At 63.2% G+C, this 17729-nt stretch carries 14 protein-coding genes; 9 read left to right on the top strand and 5 right to left on the bottom strand.

From position 1 onward, the window contains the following. Nucleotides 1-6 precede the first annotated feature (6 nt). From BLT65_RS13625 to astE, 9 genes are all read left to right on the top strand, one after another. On the top strand, nucleotides 7-717 hold the full coding sequence (locus BLT65_RS13625; RefSeq protein WP_042308394.1) for an ABC transporter permease: 711 nt from the start codon (nucleotides 7-9) through the stop codon (nucleotides 715-717). Nucleotides 718-778: 61 nt separating this feature from the next. After that, nucleotides 779-1570: an ABC transporter ATP-binding protein gene (locus BLT65_RS13620; RefSeq protein ID WP_042308396.1), complete on the top strand. Its 792-nt coding sequence runs from the start codon at nucleotides 779-781 to the stop codon at nucleotides 1568-1570. A gap of 24 nt (nucleotides 1571-1594) precedes the next feature. Beyond that, the gene (locus BLT65_RS13615) at nucleotides 1595-2650 is read left to right on the top strand and encodes a GlxA family transcriptional regulator (RefSeq protein ID WP_091778400.1); all 1056 of its coding nucleotides are present in this window, start codon (nucleotides 1595-1597) and stop codon (nucleotides 2648-2650) included. 1037 nt (nucleotides 2651-3687) lie between these two features. Next, nucleotides 3688-4917 (top strand): aspartate aminotransferase family protein, encoded by a 1230-nt coding sequence (locus BLT65_RS13610; protein ID WP_042308401.1) that lies wholly within the window; start codon nucleotides 3688-3690, stop codon nucleotides 4915-4917. 28 nt (nucleotides 4918-4945) lie between these two features. Beyond that, complete coding sequence (gene aruF, locus BLT65_RS13605) at nucleotides 4946-5998, top strand: arginine/ornithine succinyltransferase subunit alpha (protein WP_091778398.1); 1053 nt, start codon at nucleotides 4946-4948, stop codon at nucleotides 5996-5998. After that, a complete protein-coding gene (gene astA, locus BLT65_RS13600) occupies nucleotides 5995-7020 on the top strand; it encodes an arginine N-succinyltransferase (RefSeq protein WP_091778396.1) in 1026 nt (341 codons plus the stop codon). The genes aruF and astA overlap by 4 nt, the downstream gene beginning before the upstream one ends. 8 nt (nucleotides 7021-7028) lie before the next feature. Beyond that, nucleotides 7029-8492, top strand: coding sequence for a succinylglutamate-semialdehyde dehydrogenase (gene astD, locus BLT65_RS13595; protein WP_042308407.1), 1464 nt, complete (start codon nucleotides 7029-7031; stop codon nucleotides 8490-8492). A gap of 9 nt (nucleotides 8493-8501) precedes the next feature. Next, a complete protein-coding gene (gene astB / locus BLT65_RS13590; protein ID WP_091778394.1) occupies nucleotides 8502-9851 on the top strand; it encodes an N-succinylarginine dihydrolase in 1350 nt (449 codons plus the stop codon). Further along, complete coding sequence (astE, locus tag BLT65_RS13585; protein ID WP_091778392.1) at nucleotides 9835-10887, top strand: succinylglutamate desuccinylase; 1053 nt, start codon at nucleotides 9835-9837, stop codon at nucleotides 10885-10887. The genes astB and astE overlap by 17 nt, the downstream gene beginning before the upstream one ends. A gap of 18 nt (nucleotides 10888-10905) precedes the next feature. Here the strand turns inward: astE and BLT65_RS13580 are convergent, their stop codons facing one another. From BLT65_RS13580 to BLT65_RS13560, 5 genes are all read right to left on the bottom strand, one after another. Then, nucleotides 10906-12363 (bottom strand): MdtP family multidrug efflux transporter outer membrane subunit, encoded by a 1458-nt coding sequence (locus tag BLT65_RS13580; RefSeq protein ID WP_091778391.1) that lies wholly within the window; start codon nucleotides 12361-12363, stop codon nucleotides 10906-10908. A 1-nt stretch (nucleotide 12364) separates the two neighbouring features. Continuing rightward, nucleotides 12365-14464 (bottom strand): FUSC family protein, encoded by a 2100-nt coding sequence (locus BLT65_RS13575; RefSeq protein ID WP_091778389.1) that lies wholly within the window; start codon nucleotides 14462-14464, stop codon nucleotides 12365-12367. Between the two features lie 7 nt (nucleotides 14465-14471). Next, nucleotides 14472-15536 carry a multidrug transporter subunit MdtN gene (gene mdtN, locus BLT65_RS13570; RefSeq protein WP_091778387.1) on the bottom strand — a complete coding sequence of 355 codons (1065 nt, stop codon included), beginning with the start codon at nucleotides 15534-15536 and terminating at the stop codon, nucleotides 14472-14474. Nucleotides 15537-15566: 30 nt separating this feature from the next. Then, nucleotides 15567-15824: a YtcA family lipoprotein gene (locus BLT65_RS13565; RefSeq protein WP_091778385.1), complete on the bottom strand. Its 258-nt coding sequence runs from the start codon at nucleotides 15822-15824 to the stop codon at nucleotides 15567-15569. A gap of 111 nt (nucleotides 15825-15935) precedes the next feature. Continuing rightward, nucleotides 15936-17627, bottom strand: coding sequence for an arylsulfatase (locus BLT65_RS13560; protein WP_091778383.1), 1692 nt, complete (start codon nucleotides 17625-17627; stop codon nucleotides 15936-15938). Between the last annotated feature and the right edge of the window lie 102 nt (nucleotides 17628-17729).

Here is a 17729-nt window from a genome sequence, read left to right as displayed (position 1 = left end):
ACGATCATGATCGACATTCTCAACCAGTTCTGGCGCGCGTTCCTTTACTGGGACGGGCAACGTATCTCGGGTCTTGCCGTCACGTTGTGGTTGCTGGTCGCATCGATCGGCATCGGTTTCGTGGCGTCGATACCGCTGGCCGTAGCGCGGGTATCGAGGAAGCGCTGGCTGTCGACGCCCGTGCGCCTCTACACCTACGTGTTTCGCGGCACGCCGCTCTATGTGCAGTTGCTGCTGATCTACACGGGCATGTACAGCCTGGAGTTCGTGCGCTCGCATGCGCTGCTCGATTCGTTCTTCCGCAGCGGCTTTCACTGCGCGATCCTCGCGTTCGCACTGAACACCTGTGCGTACACAACGGAGATCTTCGCGGGCGCGATTCGCGCGACCTCGCATGGCGAGGTCGAAGCCGCGCGCGCCTATGGCATGAGCTGGTTCACGATGTACCGGCGGATTGTGATACCGTCCGCGCTGCGCCGCGCGCTGCCGTTGTACAGTAACGAAGTGATCCTGATGCTGCACGCGACCACCGTCGCCTTCACGGCCACCGTGCCCGACGTGCTGAAGGTTGCGCGCGATGCGAACTCCGCGACGTACCGCTCGTTCGAGGCTTTCGGGCTCGCGGCGCTGATTTATCTTGCTGTTTCGTTCGCGCTGGTTGCGTTGTTCCGGCGCGCCGAGCGTCACTGGCTTGCGTACCTGGCCGTGCGGCGTTGATCGGCCGAGAGCCCGTAATACGTAAGCACCGTTTCACCCGTCTTCACTCTGGGAGAGCATCTTGCTCCACACGACTCAAACGGAAGCCTGCAAGCTCGCCGTGCAGGACATCCACAAGCGCTATGGCGATAACGAAGTGCTGAAGGGCGTCTCGCTGAATGCCAACAAGGGCGACGTGATCAGCATCATCGGTGCGAGCGGGTCGGGCAAGAGTACGTTCCTGCGCTGCATCAATTTTCTCGAGCGGCCGAACGCCGGGCAGATCGTTGTCGATGGCGAAGCGGTGCGCACGAAGGTCGATCGTCACGGCAACTTCGAGGTCGCGGATCACAAGCAGCTTCAGCGCATCCGCACGAAGCTCGCGATGGTGTTCCAGCACTTCAATTTGTGGGCGCACATGAACGTGCTGGAAAACGTGGTCGAAGCGCCGATTCACGTGCTCGGCCTGTCGCGCAAGGAAGCGGAAGACCGCGCGCGCGAGTATCTGGAGAAGGTCGGTCTTGCACCGCGTCTGGAGAAGCAGTATCCGTCGCATCTGTCGGGCGGGCAGCAGCAGCGTGTGGCGATTGCGCGCGCGCTGGCGATGAACCCGGACGTGATGCTGTTCGACGAGCCGACTTCCGCGCTCGATCCCGAACTGGTCGGCGAAGTGCTGAAGGTGATGCAGAAGCTCGCCGAAGAAGGCCGCACGATGATCGTCGTGACGCATGAAATGGGCTTTGCACGCAACGTGTCGAACCATGTGATGTTCCTGCATCAGGGCCGCACGGAGGAAGAGGGCGTGCCGTCCGAGGTGCTGGCCACGCCGAAGAGCGAGCGGCTCAAGCAGTTCCTGTCGGGCAGTCTCAAGTAAGCGGGCGTCCCGCAGCACACGTTAATGCCACGTCCGTCGTCCAGTCCGGCACGCACGACTCAGGTCGCGATTGTCGCGTTGCCACCCGTTTCGATGTCGGGCGTCGGGCCTATTGTCGATGCGTTGAACCTTGCCAATGAGATCGATGGCCGCGCGTTGTACCGCTGGCAGGTGTGCTCGTGGGACGGCCGGCCGGTGCCGCTCGCGGGCGGCGCGCAATGGCCCGCCGATGCCGCATTCGGTGATGCGATTTCGTGCGACTGGCTGATTCTCGTTAGTGAGCGCTTTCAGCAGTTTGCGGATTACCGGTTGTTTCTTGCCAGTCTGTCGCGGGTTGGGCAGCGTACGCCGCTTGTGACGGGGATTCACCACGGCGTGTGGTGGCTGGCCATGGCGGGGCAACTCTCCGGTTATCGCGTGAGTGTGAACTGGGAGACGTATCAGCAGTTCACCGAGCAATTCGAGCGGTCGATCGTTACGCAGCAGATCTTCGAGATCGATCGTGATCGCGCGACCTGCGCGGGCGGGCAGGCGACCGTCGATTTCATGCTGGCGATGATTGGGCGTGAGCATGGGCCGGAGCTGGCTGACCGTATCGCCGATACTTTAGGCGTTGGCGTGCTGCGGTCCGGGGAAGAGCGTCAGCGGATTCCGTTCGTGACGGCGCCGGGCGAGCGGCATCCTCGCCTGAATGATGCTTTGCTGTTGATGGAAGCGAATATTGAGGATCCGCTGACTTCGGATGAGATAGCTGGGCTTGTTGGCGTTTCGCGCCGGCAGCTGGAGCGGCTGTTTCGGCAATATCTTGGGTCGATGCCTTCGAAGTATTACCTCGGTTTGCGCCTTGCGAAGGCGCGGACGCAGTTGCAGCGGACTAGCAAGTCGGTTGTTCAGATTAGTCTCGCGTGTGGGTTTTCTTCTGCTGCGCATTTTTCTAATGCTTATCGGGAGAAGTTTGGCGTTACGCCGCGTGAAGAGCGTAGGAATTTCATCGAGAAGCAGCATGGCAGTGGTGCCAATGCGGCTATTAGCGAGCCGCGGCCCGCGGCGATGATTGAGCCGCCTGATCAAGAGGTTTAGGTTTCGTTTTTGTCTTGCGACGCTGGGGTGGTTTGCTCGTGTTTTTGCTGGCATCCGCGCTTTGCCTTCGTGCTTCACGCGTCGCCCCTGTGCGGGGCGGCACCTACTTTTCTTTGCCGCCGCAAAGAAAAGTAGGCAAAAGAAAGCGGCTAACACCGCCAGTTCTTGTTCCCGCCTGAGGGCCCCCAACCGGTCCCACACTTCACACGGCAACCTGTTTGTTCGCGTTCGTTGCCAACGCTCTAATCCAGCGCATCACCCACTTCACGCACCCGCGTTGCAGCACGCCGTGCCAGACAGTCCACGGCCGCCCAGGTGGCAAACTGTGTGTCGGCCGTAGCGCTACACACGCTTCACTTCGGACCGATAGCGCACGCCTCGATGTAAGAGCGCCGAGCTATACGCCTCGACAACCTACACACAGTTTGCCACCTGGGCGGCAGATACCATTCGCTGACGCTAGCCCTTGTGCGGGTGTTTGAAGCGGGTGAGGCGTTCATTCGAAGCGTTGGCAACGAGCACCAACCAGGGCACTGCCGTGTGAAGTGTGGGACCGGTTGGGGGCCCTCAGGCAGGAAGAAATGTTGGCGGTGTGAGCCGCTTTCTTTTGCCTACTTTTCTTTGCGGCGGCAAAGAAAAGTAGGTGCCGCCCCGCACAGGGGCGACGCCTGAAGTACGAAGGCAAATCGCGGATGCCAGCGCAACGGCTAGAACAAGCAAACCGGCCGCGCCGCAAAGGCAAAGCGCGGATGCCAGCGCAAAGGCTAGAACAAGCAAACCTGCCGCGCCCCGAAGGCAAAACGCGGATGCCAGCGGAACGAGCAAAACACGGACCGGCATCGCCCGCGCCGCGAAGGCTCCCCCCGGATGCCAGCAAAAAACCAGGCAAACCACCCATCGCCGCAAGGCAACAAAAAAACCAAACCGGCCCAGCGTCGCAGACATAAAAAAAGAACCCGTCGCTTCCACGCAAGACGCCCCGCCCACTGTCACCTAAACTAAGTACCGTCAAAGTGACCAAACCCCGAGGCCCCGCCATGCACGACCAAAATGTCACCCGCCAGACCTTCGACGAAGTCATGGTCCCCGTCTTCGCGCCAGCGTCTTTCGTACCGGACCGCGGCGCCGGTTCCCGCGTATGGGACACGCAAGGCAAGGACTACATCGACTTCGCGGGCGGCATCGCCGTCACGGCGCTGGGCCACGCGCATCCCGAACTGCTGAAGGTTTTGCACGATCAGGGCGCCAAGCTGTGGCACATCGGTAACGGTTACACGAACGAGCCCGTCCTGCGCCTCGCAAAACGCCTCGAAGAGCTGACTTTCGCCGACCGCGCATTCTTCGCGAACTCCGGCGCGGAAGCCAACGAAGCCGCCCTGAAACTCGCGCGCCGCGTCGCCTTCGACCGCCACGGCGCACAGAAGGACGAAATCGTCTCGTTCACCCAGTCGTTCCACGGCCGTACGTTCTTCACGGTGAGCGTCGGCGGACAGCCGAAGTACTCGGAAGGCTTCGGCCCCGTGCCCGCCGGCATCAAACACCTGCCTTACAACGATATCGAAGCGGCGCGCGCCGCGATCGGCCCGAAAACCTGCGCGGTGATCGTCGAGCCGGTGCAAGGCGAAGGCGGCGTGATTCCCGCCGATCCCGCATTCCTGAAGGCGCTGCGCGAAGCCTGCGACCAGCACAACGCATTGCTGATTTTCGACGAAGTGCAAACGGGCGTCGGCCGTACGGGCTTCTTCTATGCATATCAGGACACGGGCGTGACGCCCGACATCCTGACCACCGCGAAGGCGCTCGGCAACGGCTTCCCGATCGGCGCGATGCTGACCACGAATGAACTCGCCGCGCACTTCAAGGTCGGCGTACACGGCACCACGTACGGCGGCAACCCGCTCGCGACGGCGATCGCGCTGAAAGTGGTCGATCTCGTCAGCGACCCGAAACTGCTGGAGGGCGTGCGCGCGCGCAGCGAACAGTTCAAGGCGACGCTCGCGAAGATCAACGACCGCTTCGGCATCTTCAAGGACGTGCGCGGCAAGGGGCTGCTGATCGGCATGGAACTTACGGAAGCCTACAAGGGCCGCGCGAAAGACTTCGTCACGGCAGCCGGCAAGCACGGTGTGATCATGCTGATGGCAGGCCCCGATGTGCTGCGCTTCGCGCCGTCGCTGATCATTTCCGCTGACGACATGAACGAAGGTCTCGCGCGCTTCGAAAAGGCGATCGAGGAAGTCGTCGGCGCAACAGCGCTCGCGAAGTAACCTTCAAGCCACATTACACGAGACCACGATGCTCTTCGTCCGCCCTGGCCGCCTGGCCGATCTCGACGCGTTGCAACAGATGGCGCGCACCGCGCAGCCCGTGCTGCACTCGCTGCCGCACGACCGGCGCGCGCTGGAGGCGCGCGTCGCGTTGTCGGAAGACTCGTTTCGCGCAGAAGTCGATTTTCCGGGCGAGGAGTTCTATCTCTTCGTGCTGGAAGACAGCGAGACGGGCAAGCTGCACGGCACGTCGAGCATCGTCGCGGCAGCGGGTTATTCGGAACCGTTCTACGTGTTCCGCAACGACGCCCTCATTCACGCGTCGCGCGAACTGCACGTGAACCGCAAGATCCACGCGCTGACGATGTCGCATGAACTGACGGGCAAAAGCCGTCTCGCCGGTTTCTATATCGACCCGGCGATGCGCGGCGATGCCGCCGCGCATCTGATGTCGCGCGCGCGGATGATGTACATCGCCGCGAACCGCAAGCGCTTCACGTCCGAAGTGTTCTCGCTGCTGCTCGGCGTGACGGACGATACGGGCGTGTCGCCGTTCTGGGAAGCCGTGGGCCGCAAGTTCTTCGGCCGCAATTTCGCCGATATCGAAGTGCAGTCGGGCGGCCGCAGCAGCACGTTCATCGCTGAAGTGATGCCGAGCTATCCGATCTATGTGCCCCTGCTGCCGGAAGCTGCGCAGCGCGTACTCGGCGAGCCCGATGAAAAGGCGCTGCTCGCGTACGACATCCACATGGAAGAAGGCTTCGAGACGGACCGCTACGTCGATATCTTCGATGCGGGCCCCGTGCTGACCGCGCAAATTGAACGCAGCGCGTGCGTGAAGCGCAACGAGACGCGCACCGTGCGCGAAACATCGGCGCAACAGGGCGCGACGTATCTGATCGCGAGCAACAAGCCGGGCGAGTTCCGCTGCGTGCTCGCGGATCTGCCCGCGCAGACGGACGGCGGCGCGCCGCTGCCAGCCGCCGCGCGTCATGCGCTTGGCGCGCAGGACGGCGATACGGTGCGCTGCGTGCCGCTGCATCAGCAGGAACCGACACACACCACGGGAGAAGCACAATGATCGTCGTTCGCGTCGTTCAAACGGGCGATGTGGACGCGCTCGTCGCGCTCGCTCAGGAGACGGGTCCCGGTCTCACGACCTTCAAGCCGGATCGCGATGCGCTCGCCGAGCGCGTCGAGCGCGTGCGTCGCACGCTCGAAGACAAGGCCGTGCCGCACGAAAAGGGTTACTTCTTCGTGATGGAAGATTCGCAGACGAAGGACATCGCCGGCGTCTGCGGGATCGAAACGGCCGTGGGACTCGAGCAGCCGTTCTACAACTATCGCGTGAGCACGGTCGTGCATGCGTCGCAGGATCTCGGCATCTGGACGCGCATGCGCGCGCTCAACATCTCGCACGATCTGACGGGCTACGCGGAAGTATGTTCGCTGTTTCTGAGCCCGCGTTATCGCGCGCATGGTGTGGGCGGCCTGCTGTCGCGTTCGCGCTTCATGTTCATCGCGCAGTTTCGCGAGCGCTTTCCGCAGCGCATCTGCGCGGAGTTGCGCGGCCATTTCGATGCCGACGGCACGTCGCCGTTCTGGCGCGCGGTCGGTTCGCATTTCTATCAGATCGACTTCAACGCCGCCGACTATCTCAGCTCGCACGGCCGCAAGTCGTTCCTCGCAGAACTGATGCCGCGTTTTCCTGTGTACGTCGAACTGCTGCCTGACGAAGCGCAGCAGGCCATCGGCCTCACGCATAGCGACACGTTGCCCGCCCGCAAGATGCTCGAAGCGGAAGGGCTGCGCTACGAGAATCACGTCGATATTTTCGACGCGGGTCCCGTGCTCGAATGCCACGTTTCCGATTTGCGCACGGTGCGCGAAAGCGTCGTCGTGCCCGTCGAGATTGCTGCCGTCGCAGCGCAGGAAGGTGGCCCGCGTTCGCTCGTCTCGAACACGTCGCTGGACGATTTCCGCACGGGCGTCGCGGCGGGCGTCGTCGAGAACGGCGTGTTCCGTCTGACCGCGGACGAAGCGGAGGCATTGAACGTGAAGGCAGGCGAGCCGGTGCGCGTGCTGCCCCTGAAACAGAAATAAGGACTGACATGAGCGAGCTTTTCATCGACGGCGAATGGGTCGCCGGCACAGGACACGCATTCGCATCGCGCAACCCGGGCACGGGCGCGACGGTGTGGGAAGGCAACAGTGCGTCGGCGGAAGACGTCGATCGCGCCGTGATGAGCGCGCGCCGTGCGTTCGCATTGTGGTCGGCCGTGAGCCTCGACGAGCGCGTCGCCGTCGTGCGCCGCTTCGCTGCGTTGATCAACGAGCGCAAGGAATCGATCGCCGAGGCGATTGGCCGCGAGACGGGCAAGCCGTTGTGGGAAGCGCGCACGGAAGTCGCGACGATGGCGGCGAAGGTCGACATCTCGGTCCAGTCGTACAACGAGCGCACGGGTGAGCGGCGTGCCGCGATGGCCGACGGCACAGCCGTGCTACGTCACCGTCCGCATGGCGTCGTCGCTGTGTTCGGGCCGTACAACTTTCCTGGTCACCTGCCGAATGGGCACATCGTGCCTGCGCTGATCGCGGGCAACGCGGTTGTGTTCAAGCCTTCGGAACTTGCGCCGGGCGTGGCGCGCGCGACCGTCGAGGTGTGGCGCGATGCGGGTCTACCCGCTGGTGTGCTGAATCTTGTGCAGGGCGAGAAGGACACGGGCATTGCGCTCGCGAATCACCGGCAGATCGACGGGCTGTTCTTCACGGGTAGTTCCGACACGGGCACGCTGCTGCACAAGCAGTTCGGCGGCCGTCCCGAGATCGTGCTTGCACTCGAGATGGGCGGCAACAACCCCCTCGTCGTCGCGCCCGTCGCCGATCTCGATGCCGCCGTGCATCACACGATTCAATCGGCGTTCCTGTCGGCAGGGCAGCGCTGCACGTGCGCGCGCCGCATCTTCGTGCCGAACGATGCGTTCGGCGATCAGTTCCTCGCGCGTCTCGTCGAAGTCACTTCGCGCATTGCCGTGGGCGAATACAACGCCGATCCGCAGCCGTACATGGGCGCGGTGATTTCGGCGCGCGCGGCGGCGCGTCTGGTCGAAGCGCAGGAACGTCTGATTGCGGACGGCGCGAAGCCTTTGCTGAAGATGGAGCAGCGCGATCCGAAGCTCGGTTTCGTTTCGCCCGCCATTCTCGACGTCACGAACGTGACGAACCTGCCCGATGAAGAGCACTTCGGGCCGCTCGCGCAGATCGTCCGTTACGGCTCGTTTGACGACGCGATCTCGGGCGCGAACGACACCGAGTTCGGCCTGTCCGCCGGCCTGCTCGCCGACGACGAAGCGCTGTGGACGCACTTCCAGCGCGCGATCCGCGCCGGCATCGTGAACTGGAACCGGCCGACCAATGGCGCTTCTTCGGCGGCGCCGTTCGGCGGCACGGGCCGCTCGGGCAACAACCGGCCGAGCGCGTATTACGCGGCCGATTACTGCGCATACCCGATGGCCTCTGTCGAAAGCGCGCAACTGCAAATGCCCGCGAGCGTGTCGCCGGGTCTTCATTTCTAAGGATCGACGATGCAAGCCACTGAAGCCAATTTCGACGGACTTGTCGGACCGACCCACAACTATGCGGGGCTGTCGTTCGGCAACGTCGCGTCGCAGAACAACGACAAGTCCATCGCGAACCCGAAGGCCGCTGCCAAGCAGGGCCTGCGCAAGATGAAGCAGCTCGCGGACCTCGGTTTCAAGCAGGGCGTGCTGCCGCCGCAGGAGCGTCCGTCGATCCGCCTGCTGCGCGAGCTCGGTTTTTCCGGTGACGACGCGAGCGTGATCGAGCGCGTCGCGAAGAACGCGCCGGAGCTGCTCGCGGCGGCGAGTTCGGCATCGGCGATGTGGACGGCGAATGCCGCGACGGTCAGCCCGTCGGCGGATACGCAGGATGGCCGCGTGCATTTCACGCCCGCGAACCTGACCAGCAAGCTGCATCGCGCGATCGAGCATGAGGCGACGCGCCGCACGCTGCGCGCGATTTTCGCGGACCCGTCGCGCTTCGTCGTGCATGAGGCATTGCCCGGCACGCCCGCGCTCGGCGACGAAGGCGCGGCGAACCACACGCGTTTTTGCGCGGAATATGGCGCGAAGGGCGTCGAGTTCTTCGTGTATGGACGCAGCGAATATCGCCGTGGGCCGGAGCCGAAGCGCTATCCGGCGCGTCAGACGTTCGAGGCGAGCCGCGCGGTTGCGCATCGTCACGGTCTTGCCGACGACGCGACCGTGTACGCGCAACAGACCCCCGAAGTGATCGATGCAGGCGTGTTCCATAACGACGTGATCGCAGTCGGCAATGCGCGCACGCTGTTTTGCCATCAGCTTGCGTTCGTCGAGCAGAAGGCCGTGTACGACGAACTGCGTTCGAAGCTCTCGAAGCTCAATGGCGAGTTCAACGTGATCGAAGTGCCGGACGCGCAGGTGAGCGTCGCCGATGCCGTGTCGTCGTATCTGTTCAACAGCCAGTTGCTGCTGCTCAACGACGGAACCAGCAGCAAGCAGGTTCTGGTCGTGCCGCAGGAGTCCCGTGAGAATCCGCGCGTGGCCGCTTATCTCGACGAACTGGTCGCCAGCACGGCGCCCATCGACGATGTGCTGGTGTTCGATCTGCGCGAGAGCATGAAGAACGGCGGCGGCCCTGCGTGTCTGCGCTTACGGGTCGTGCTGAACGAGGCGGAGCGCGCTGCGGTGACGCCGGGCGTGTGGATCGACGACAAGCTCTTCACGCGCCTCGATAGCTGGATCGACACGCACTATCGCGACCGTCTCGCGCCGACCGATCTCGCCGATCCGAAACTGCTGGTCGAATCGCGCACGGCACTCGATGAACTGACGCAGATTCTCGGTCTGGGTTCGCTGTATGACTTCCAGCGCTGATTCATCCGTGCCGGCGATGCTCGACGATTTCCTCGCGTGTACGCTGGCCGGCCATCGGCCCGCCGACGATGCGCGCGAGGGCGCGTGCGCGAACGGCGTGCGTTGGACATGGATCGACGACGGTGTGTTGCAGTTCGAGCCCGCCGGGTTGGCGGATGGCGAGGGTCGCAGCGTGCTGACGTCGGCGGGCATTCATGGCGACGAGACGGCGCCCATCGAACTGCTGTCGTTTGTGGTGCGCGACATTGCACAGGGACGCACAGCGCTTGCTTGCCGGCTGCTGGTGATACTCGGCAACGTGCAGGCGATGCGTGAGTCGTGCCGTTATATCGACGACGATCTGAACCGGCTGTTCAGCGGACGTCATGCGCAGTTGCCCGCGAGTCACGAGGCGCCGCGTGCAGTGGCGCTGGAGCGCATCGCGCAGCAGTTCTTCGCCGCGGCATCCGATGCGCCCGGCGCGCGATGGCATGTCGATCTGCACACTGCGATTCGTGCTTCCGTTTTCGAGCAGTTCGCGCTGCTGCCGCATACGGGTGCGCCATTGTCGCGCGCGATGTTCGAATGGCTGCGCGATGCGCGGATCGCGGCTGTGCTGTTGCACACCACCAAAGGCAATACGTACTCGCACTTCACAGCCGAGGTTTGCGGTGCAGATGCCTGCACGCTGGAGCTTGGGAAGGTCCGCCCCTTCGGGCAGAACGATCTTGCGCGTTTTGCCTCTGCCGATGCAGCGTTGCGCCAGCTGATTGCCGGTGAGCCTGGCGATGCTTCCTTGCCGCTGCCGCGTGTCTTTACCGTCATCGATCAGATCACCAAGCAAAGCGATTCGTTCGAGTTGCTGCTCGCAAAAGATGTGGCCAATTTCACGGCCTTCACGCGCGATACGGTGCTCGCGCGCGATGGCGATTATCGCTATGTCGTGCGTCACGACGAGGAGCGCATCGTGTTTCCGAACGCAACGGTGAAGCCCGGATTACGGGCGGGGCTTCTGGTTGTCGAGACGACGGACCAAACGCACTCGCAACTCGCGTAGCCCGGGCGGGCGCGCAGTTTACGGTTTGGCTGTGTCGCTTGCATAGCCGCCACCCAGCGCTTTGGTTAGCGCGATGCCTTGCGCGAGGCGCTGGCCATCGAGTAGCAAAAGCGCCATCTGTTCAGCCAGCACGGGCAGGCGGGCCTCGGTTGCAATCTGACGGCTCGCGAGACCTCGCGTGTAGTACGCCTCGGCTGATTCTTGCGCGAATCGGGTTGCGCCGATCTTTTCCACTTGAAGTGCGCGCTCGTCATCGAGCGCCTGCAGACGGTTGCTGCTGACGGCGACGTCGCGTACTGCGTTGAGCACCGCCTGATTGTATTGTTCGATCAGCATGTCGCTGGCGGCGCGCGTGCGATGCAGGTTGGCGTTCAGACGGCCGCCGTCGAAGATCGGCAGGTAGAGACCCGGTATCAGGTTGATCTGTTGACTGGCGCTGCGAAATAGCCTGTCGAGGTGAAGCGAGTCGAGACCGATCAACGCCTTGATGTCCAGACTGGGATAAAAAGCAGCCTTGGCGGCATCGATCTGGCTGAAGGACGATTGCACATACCAGCGCATGGCCTGAAGATCGGGGCGTCGGGCGAGCAGTTCATATTGCAGCGTACGGGGCAGGCTCGCTTCCACTTGGGGCAACGGCACGGGTTGGATGTCGTCCAGATCATCGGGTCCCGCGCCGACCAGCGCCCGGATCGATTCGCGCAGTTCCTTGACCTGTCCTTGTGCGGCGACGATCTGGCGGTCAACGGCCAGCACTTGCGCGCGCGCGCCATGCAATGGCGTGTTTGCTTCCAGTCCGTGCTGGACCTTGCCTCGATGCGCGTCGACCGCGTAGTCAAGTGCGTCCCGCGTTTGTTGCAGCAAATCGAGCATCCGATACGTGGTCTGCATGCTGTAGTAGAGCTGCGCGACGCCCGACGAAATATCCAGTTCCGCGGCGGCCGTTTCGGCGATCCGCGCATTTTGCACACCGAGCGCGGCTTCGACGGCCGAGCGGTGCATGCCCCACAAATCGATATTGAGATCGGCGACGGCCCCGAGCGCACCTTCCGTGTACCACGGACCCGTGATGCCAAGGCGCGGCAGATTCAGCGCATAAGGACCCAGAAAACCGTTCGCCGATGCGCGTTGCTCGTTGATGAGCGCGAACGCGGCCATTTGCAGGCCCGTGCCGGCACGGAGCACGTCCGCCTGGGACCCCGCCTGAGTCACACGCGTGCGCACCATCGCGATAGTCGGTGAACCTAGCAGCGCGCGCTGGATCAGAGCGTCGAGCTGCGGGTCGTCGTAGCGCTTCCACCATTGAGCGTCGGGCCAGCCGTCGTGGGCGAGATGGATGTCGTCGGCAAGCCGGATCTGTTCGGGCGTGATCTGCGCGTGCGGCGGCGTATCGTTGTGGATCAACGCGCAGCCCGACAGCAGCGCTGCGCAGCAGATCAGTATGTCGAGCCTGAAGCGAGAGAGTGAGTTTGCCATGTCAAATGCTCTTTCCCGGTTGCGTAGCGGCGGTGTCGATGCCGGAAGCAACCGTCGTCGTCCAATCCGGTAGTTCGATAATCTGCGTGGCCAGGTGCCGCGCTTGTGTGACGAGGGGCGATCGCACGTCGGCGGATGGAGCAGCGGGCAGCGAGCGGGGCGGGGTGGCCACGGGCGGTTGCGCAGCCAGGCCGTCAGCGTAGTGGTCGAGCGCCTCTGCGACCTGCTGACGCCATGCGTCCCATGCCTGATCGACGGCAGGTTCTTCGTGGCCTTCGGCACCCAGCCTGTCACGCAGGACGTCCCATTGATCGACAATCCTTCGGCCGCCATGCAGAACGTCGCGGGCACGTTGCAGCATCGTTTGTCGCGTGGCGGATGGCAGGTTGACTTCCATCGCCACGCGCTCGACCATGTCTTCGCAGTTCTTGAGCGCGTTCCAGCACGCCACGCGTTGTTGCAGGTAGTCCAACTGTTCGGAACCGCCCGCGCAGTCCGGGTGACGAATGAGCTTGCCCGCTTCGCGCAGCGCATCGGCGAGTTTCTGGCGGATCGTATTCACCTCGCTCTCGGGCCAGATGAACGTGTAGACCACGGCCGACACGACGATGCCAATCAGGATGCCGATCGCGCGGTCGCGAATCTCGCCCAGGTCGGCAGACGGACCGAAGCCGTTTTCCAGCGTGGCCATCGCGAAGGTGAACACGAACTGCGTACCGATATAGGACGAGCGCTCGGAGCCCGTGGCTACCCAGGCGCCCGCGAAGAATATCGGTGCGAGCATCAGCAGAAAGCCAAAGATGCCGTCGAGGCGGGGGATGATGACGATGGTCGTAAGCAAAGCGAGCAGCGCGCCGATCAGCGCACCGCCACAGCGCAGCATCATTTTCTGGAACGACGCGCCCGTGCTGGGATACGCGACGATCACGCAGGTCAGCAGGCTGGTGTGGATGCCGTCCCACTGCGCGCCGTGATAGAACACGTAGCAGATCAATGCGGCCAGCGTCACCTTGAGCGCGAAGCGCAGATACACGGGGTTCGTCAGCGAGTCGGGGACGAACAATGCGTCTTTTGGCGCCTTCGGCGCCGGTTGCCCAAGGTCGAAACGCGCCAGATCTTGCAAGGTATGGCATAGACCGTCCAGACCGAACGTCGTGGCGGTTGCGCGTTCAGCATGGGTCGGTATCCATGTGCCGCGATACGGCTCGGCCTGCTCGACCGACGCGTTCAGCGCCGCCACTTCGTCTCTCAGCCTGCTCACGAGCGCACGTCCGGCATCGCCCATCGGCAGCGGGCGTGCAGCGAGCGCATTCGTCTTCGCGCGCAGGTAGCCGACGGCGGCGATGCACGCTTTCCAGTACGGCGCGATCGCGCGATAGCCGGCGTCGTCCGACGTGGCGAAGGTGTGCAGCCCTTGCAGCGCCAACGTGTCTTTTTCGATGCGTGTGGCAGGCGATGCCGCTGATGCATCCGTTAGCGTCGTTCCGCGCATCTGCTCGAGACGCGCCGATACATCGGAGAGCTGACGATGCAATTCGCGCTGCAACAGGGCGACGGGACGGGAAGGGAACAGAAAGCCGCACACGATCACCATGAGCAAAACAGGATACATGCCCGCGACGACCGCCCACATCAGCGCGCGTACCGCGATTTCGGGAAAGTCCAGCGAATCGGGGATGGTTTGACCGTAGGCTGCCACCAGCGCAACCGCGAAAAACATCAGTCCGAGCTTGTTGACGCGCATCAGATACATGCTGCCGAACAGAATCAGCCCGGCGGCCGCGATGCGGATCAACGGATAACCGTAAGCGTATTTGAGCACCAGAAACAGGGCGCCGACGTCGAGCACGGTCGCGACGACGAATACGACGGCAACCACCTTCGTAAAGAACGCGTTCTGCTGTACGCCGTAGAACAGCACGATCAGGGACACGGCGATCATCGGCACGCTCAGTGTCATCGACACAAAGACGACGAGCAGACAGAGCGAGCCCAATTGGGTTGCCTGAGCGACGCGCCCGGGACGCGCCTCAGTCAGTTCCTCGCGGAAAAAGCTCGCCAGAGCCTGGAGAGGCTCCGGCACGTAGTCGGCCAGGTTCATCGCGGACTCAGGAACGTGGTTTATCGGCGGCCAGCGGGTTCAGTTGCGGGTTCAACTGCGCGACGGCCGACGCGCCGATCCTGAACAGTTCCGCATCGGGTTGATCGACCAGGATCTTTACGGGAAACCGCTGCGCAACGCGTACCCAGTTGATGCTGCGCTGTACGCGCGGCAGTCCGCCGAGCACGAGGCCGCCGTCGTCGGGCAGCACGCCATAGCCGATCGAATCGACCTTGCCCTTGAAGCGCTTGCCCGTATCGCTCATCAGGTAAACGGTAGCGGGCGTGCCGGGGCGAATGTTCTTCAGTTCGGTCTCGCGGAAGTTGGCGACGACGTACCAGTGCCGTGTATCGATCAGCGTAAAGATCGGTTTGAGCGCCGAAGCGAACTGGCCGACGGAAGTTTTCAGCGACACCACGCGGCCGTCGAAGGGAGCGCGCACCGTCGTCATGTCGAGGCGGAACTGCATCAGCGCAATGTCGGCGAGGACCACGTCGCGTTGCGCGACTAGCGCATCGACGCCCGTGACGGCCGAGGTGGCCTGCTGGGCCTGGAGCCGCGCGGCGACCAGGTCGGCCTCGGCCGCGCGTTGCGCGGTGCGGACCCGATCGACGTCCTCGGCGGACACGTAGCCCGGCGCCAGCAGAGGCTGCGTGCGCCGCAGCGTTTCCGCCGTTTGCGCCGCTGTGACGCGGGCGCGTTCGACGAGAGCATGCACGGAATCGGCGCCGTACTGCTGTGCCGTGACCACGCGCCGCGTGAGCGCGATCTGCTTGTCGAGCGCGACGAGCGACGCTTTGGCTCGCGCGAGTTCATCTTCGAACGGGCGCGGATCGACACGGAACAGCAGGTCGCCCTTGTTGACCCGCTGATTATCTTTGACGGCCATCTCGACGATGCGTCCGCTGACGTCGGGCACGACGTCGATGGTGTCGGCCTGGGCATAGGCGTCGTCGGTGCCGGGTGAAGTATCCACGCGCCAGATGACGTAGGCGAGCAGAGCCAGCGTGATGACGGCAAGCGTCAGCGCGGGCCACTTTCTGCTTTTCAATGTGTTGGGGCGAACGGCCATCGGAAGGCTCTGATTGACGGTGTTGCAGCGTTAAAAGAAGACCAGCCAGACCAGCAGCGAAAAGAGCAGCATCAACGTGGGTTGCACGATGACGGGCGGCCCGAATGTGCGCTCCTGTCCGAGCCGGATCAGCAGGCCGCGCACGATCAGTGCGAGCACGAGCCCGGCGATGGCACAAAAGAGCCAGTCCGGAAAGAACGAGCCGAGCACGGAAATGGATCGCGGCATCGTGCAGCCGGAGGCGGCCATGCTGAGCATGATCAACAGGATCGGTCTAATCACAGGCATAGCCTTCGAAGAATGATGTCGATGCGAGCAGGCGTCGTGAATCGGGTGCCTGGTGCGCCGTCAGCCGCGAGGCACGCGGGAAGCGCGTGCCTCGCGAGACGGGATGGCGCGTCAGTCGTCCTTTTTGGTCATCGCTTTGGTGCGCGCGTTGTTACGCGCGATTTCGGCATCGACGCCGGCACGTATGCCATCGACCGTGAAGCTGGCAGGCGTCTGCGCGGGCGGATACGCGACGAAGGTGTCGAGGAACCTCGCCGTCTCCGCAATCGCGCCGTAGAGCACATAGACGTTCTTGGTCGTCCAGTCGTAGTACTGGTCGGAGACGACGTCAGCGCGTTCGTACGGGTCCATGCGCAGGTTGAAGATCTTCGGCACGCGCAGGCAGGTCAGCGGGTTGTTCCACACCGCGAAGCCGCCAGGAGCGCGCTGTTCGCAATAGACGAACTTCCAGTCGCCGTAACGCATGTCGACCAGAACGCCGTCGTCATCGAAGTAGTAGAACTCCTTGCGCTCGCTTTTCGCCTGCTTACCTTCCAGGTACGGCAACTGGTTGTAGCCGTCCAGATGGTTTTTGAAGGATTGTCCGCCGATGCTCGCGCCCTTCAGCAGCCGCTCCTTGATGCTGGTGTCGCCGGCAGCCGCGAGCAGCGTGGGGAACCAGTCCATGCCCGAGAAAATTTCATTGGAGACCTGTCCCGGCTTGACGTGGCCGGGCCAGCGCACCATGGCAGGCACGCGGAACGCGCCTTCGTAGTTGGAGTCTTTCTCGTTGCGGAACGGCGTTGTTGCGGCGTCCGGCCATGTGAACTGGTTCGGACCGTTATCCGTCGTGTAGACGACGATCGTGTTGTCGGCGATCCCCATTTCGTCGAGCGACTTGAGCAGCTTGCCGACGTCCTGGTCGTGCTCCCACATGCCGTCCGCGTAGGTGTTGCCGGCCATGCCGCCCTTGTCCTTGTACTCTGGGCGCACGTGGGTGAACACGTGCATGCGCGTGGTGTTCATCCAGACGAAGAACGGTTTGTCCGACTTGGCCTGTTGCTTCATGAAGTCGATGGCGCGGCCTGTCGTCTCGTCGTCGATGGTTTCCATGCGCTTGGACGAGAGCGGGCCCGTGTCCGTGCAGACCTGTCTGCCGACCTTGCCGAAGCGCGGATCGACGGTGGGGTCGTCATGGTCCGAGGCCTTGCAGTCCATCACGCCGCGCGGCATGAAATACTTCGCATAGGCCTTGCCCTGCGGTGTGTCGGCTTTCGGCCAGTACGGACGTTCCGGCTCTTCTTCCGCATTCAGGTGATAGAGGTTGCCGTAGAACACATCGAAGCCGTGGACAGTCGGCAGATACTCGTTGCGGTCACCCAGGTGATTCTTGCCGAACTGGCCCGTCGCGTAGCCGAGCGGCTTCAACGCCTGGGCGATCGTGACATCCGATGCCTGCAGCCCTTGCGGCACGCCGGGAACACCCACCTTGCTCAAGCCCGTGCGCAACGGCGATTGCCCCGTGATGAACGAAGAGCGGCCCGCTGTCGAACTGTTCTCCGCGTAGTAGTCGGTGAACATCATCCCTTCGTGGGCGAGGCGGTCGATATTGGGTGTCTGGTAGCCGACGACACCCTGGCCATACGCGCTGATGTTGGTCTGACCGATGTCGTCGCCGAAGATGACAAGAATATTCGGCGGCCGGGTGGTGTCGGCTGCGTGCGCGACGGGGCTCAACGCGAGCCATCCGGATACCGCCGCGGACAGCGCCGTGACGACCTTGCGTTTGAGCATGTGTCTAAGAAACAGGGTCTTTTTTTCCATCGATTGCTTTTGCTGGCTATGGGTGCGGCACTTGAAAATCTCCTGCGAAAAGGAGGCGGCAGGAGGCGACGTAGACGGACTTGCATCCGTCTCATTTTCGAA

The sequence above is a fragment of the Paraburkholderia steynii genome, from assembly GCF_900100565.1.
GTDB lineage: Bacteria > Pseudomonadota > Gammaproteobacteria > Burkholderiales > Burkholderiaceae > Paraburkholderia > Paraburkholderia terrae.
The sequence above is the reverse complement of the archived record's forward strand: the minus strand, read 5'-3'. Positions and strand labels throughout refer to the sequence as shown.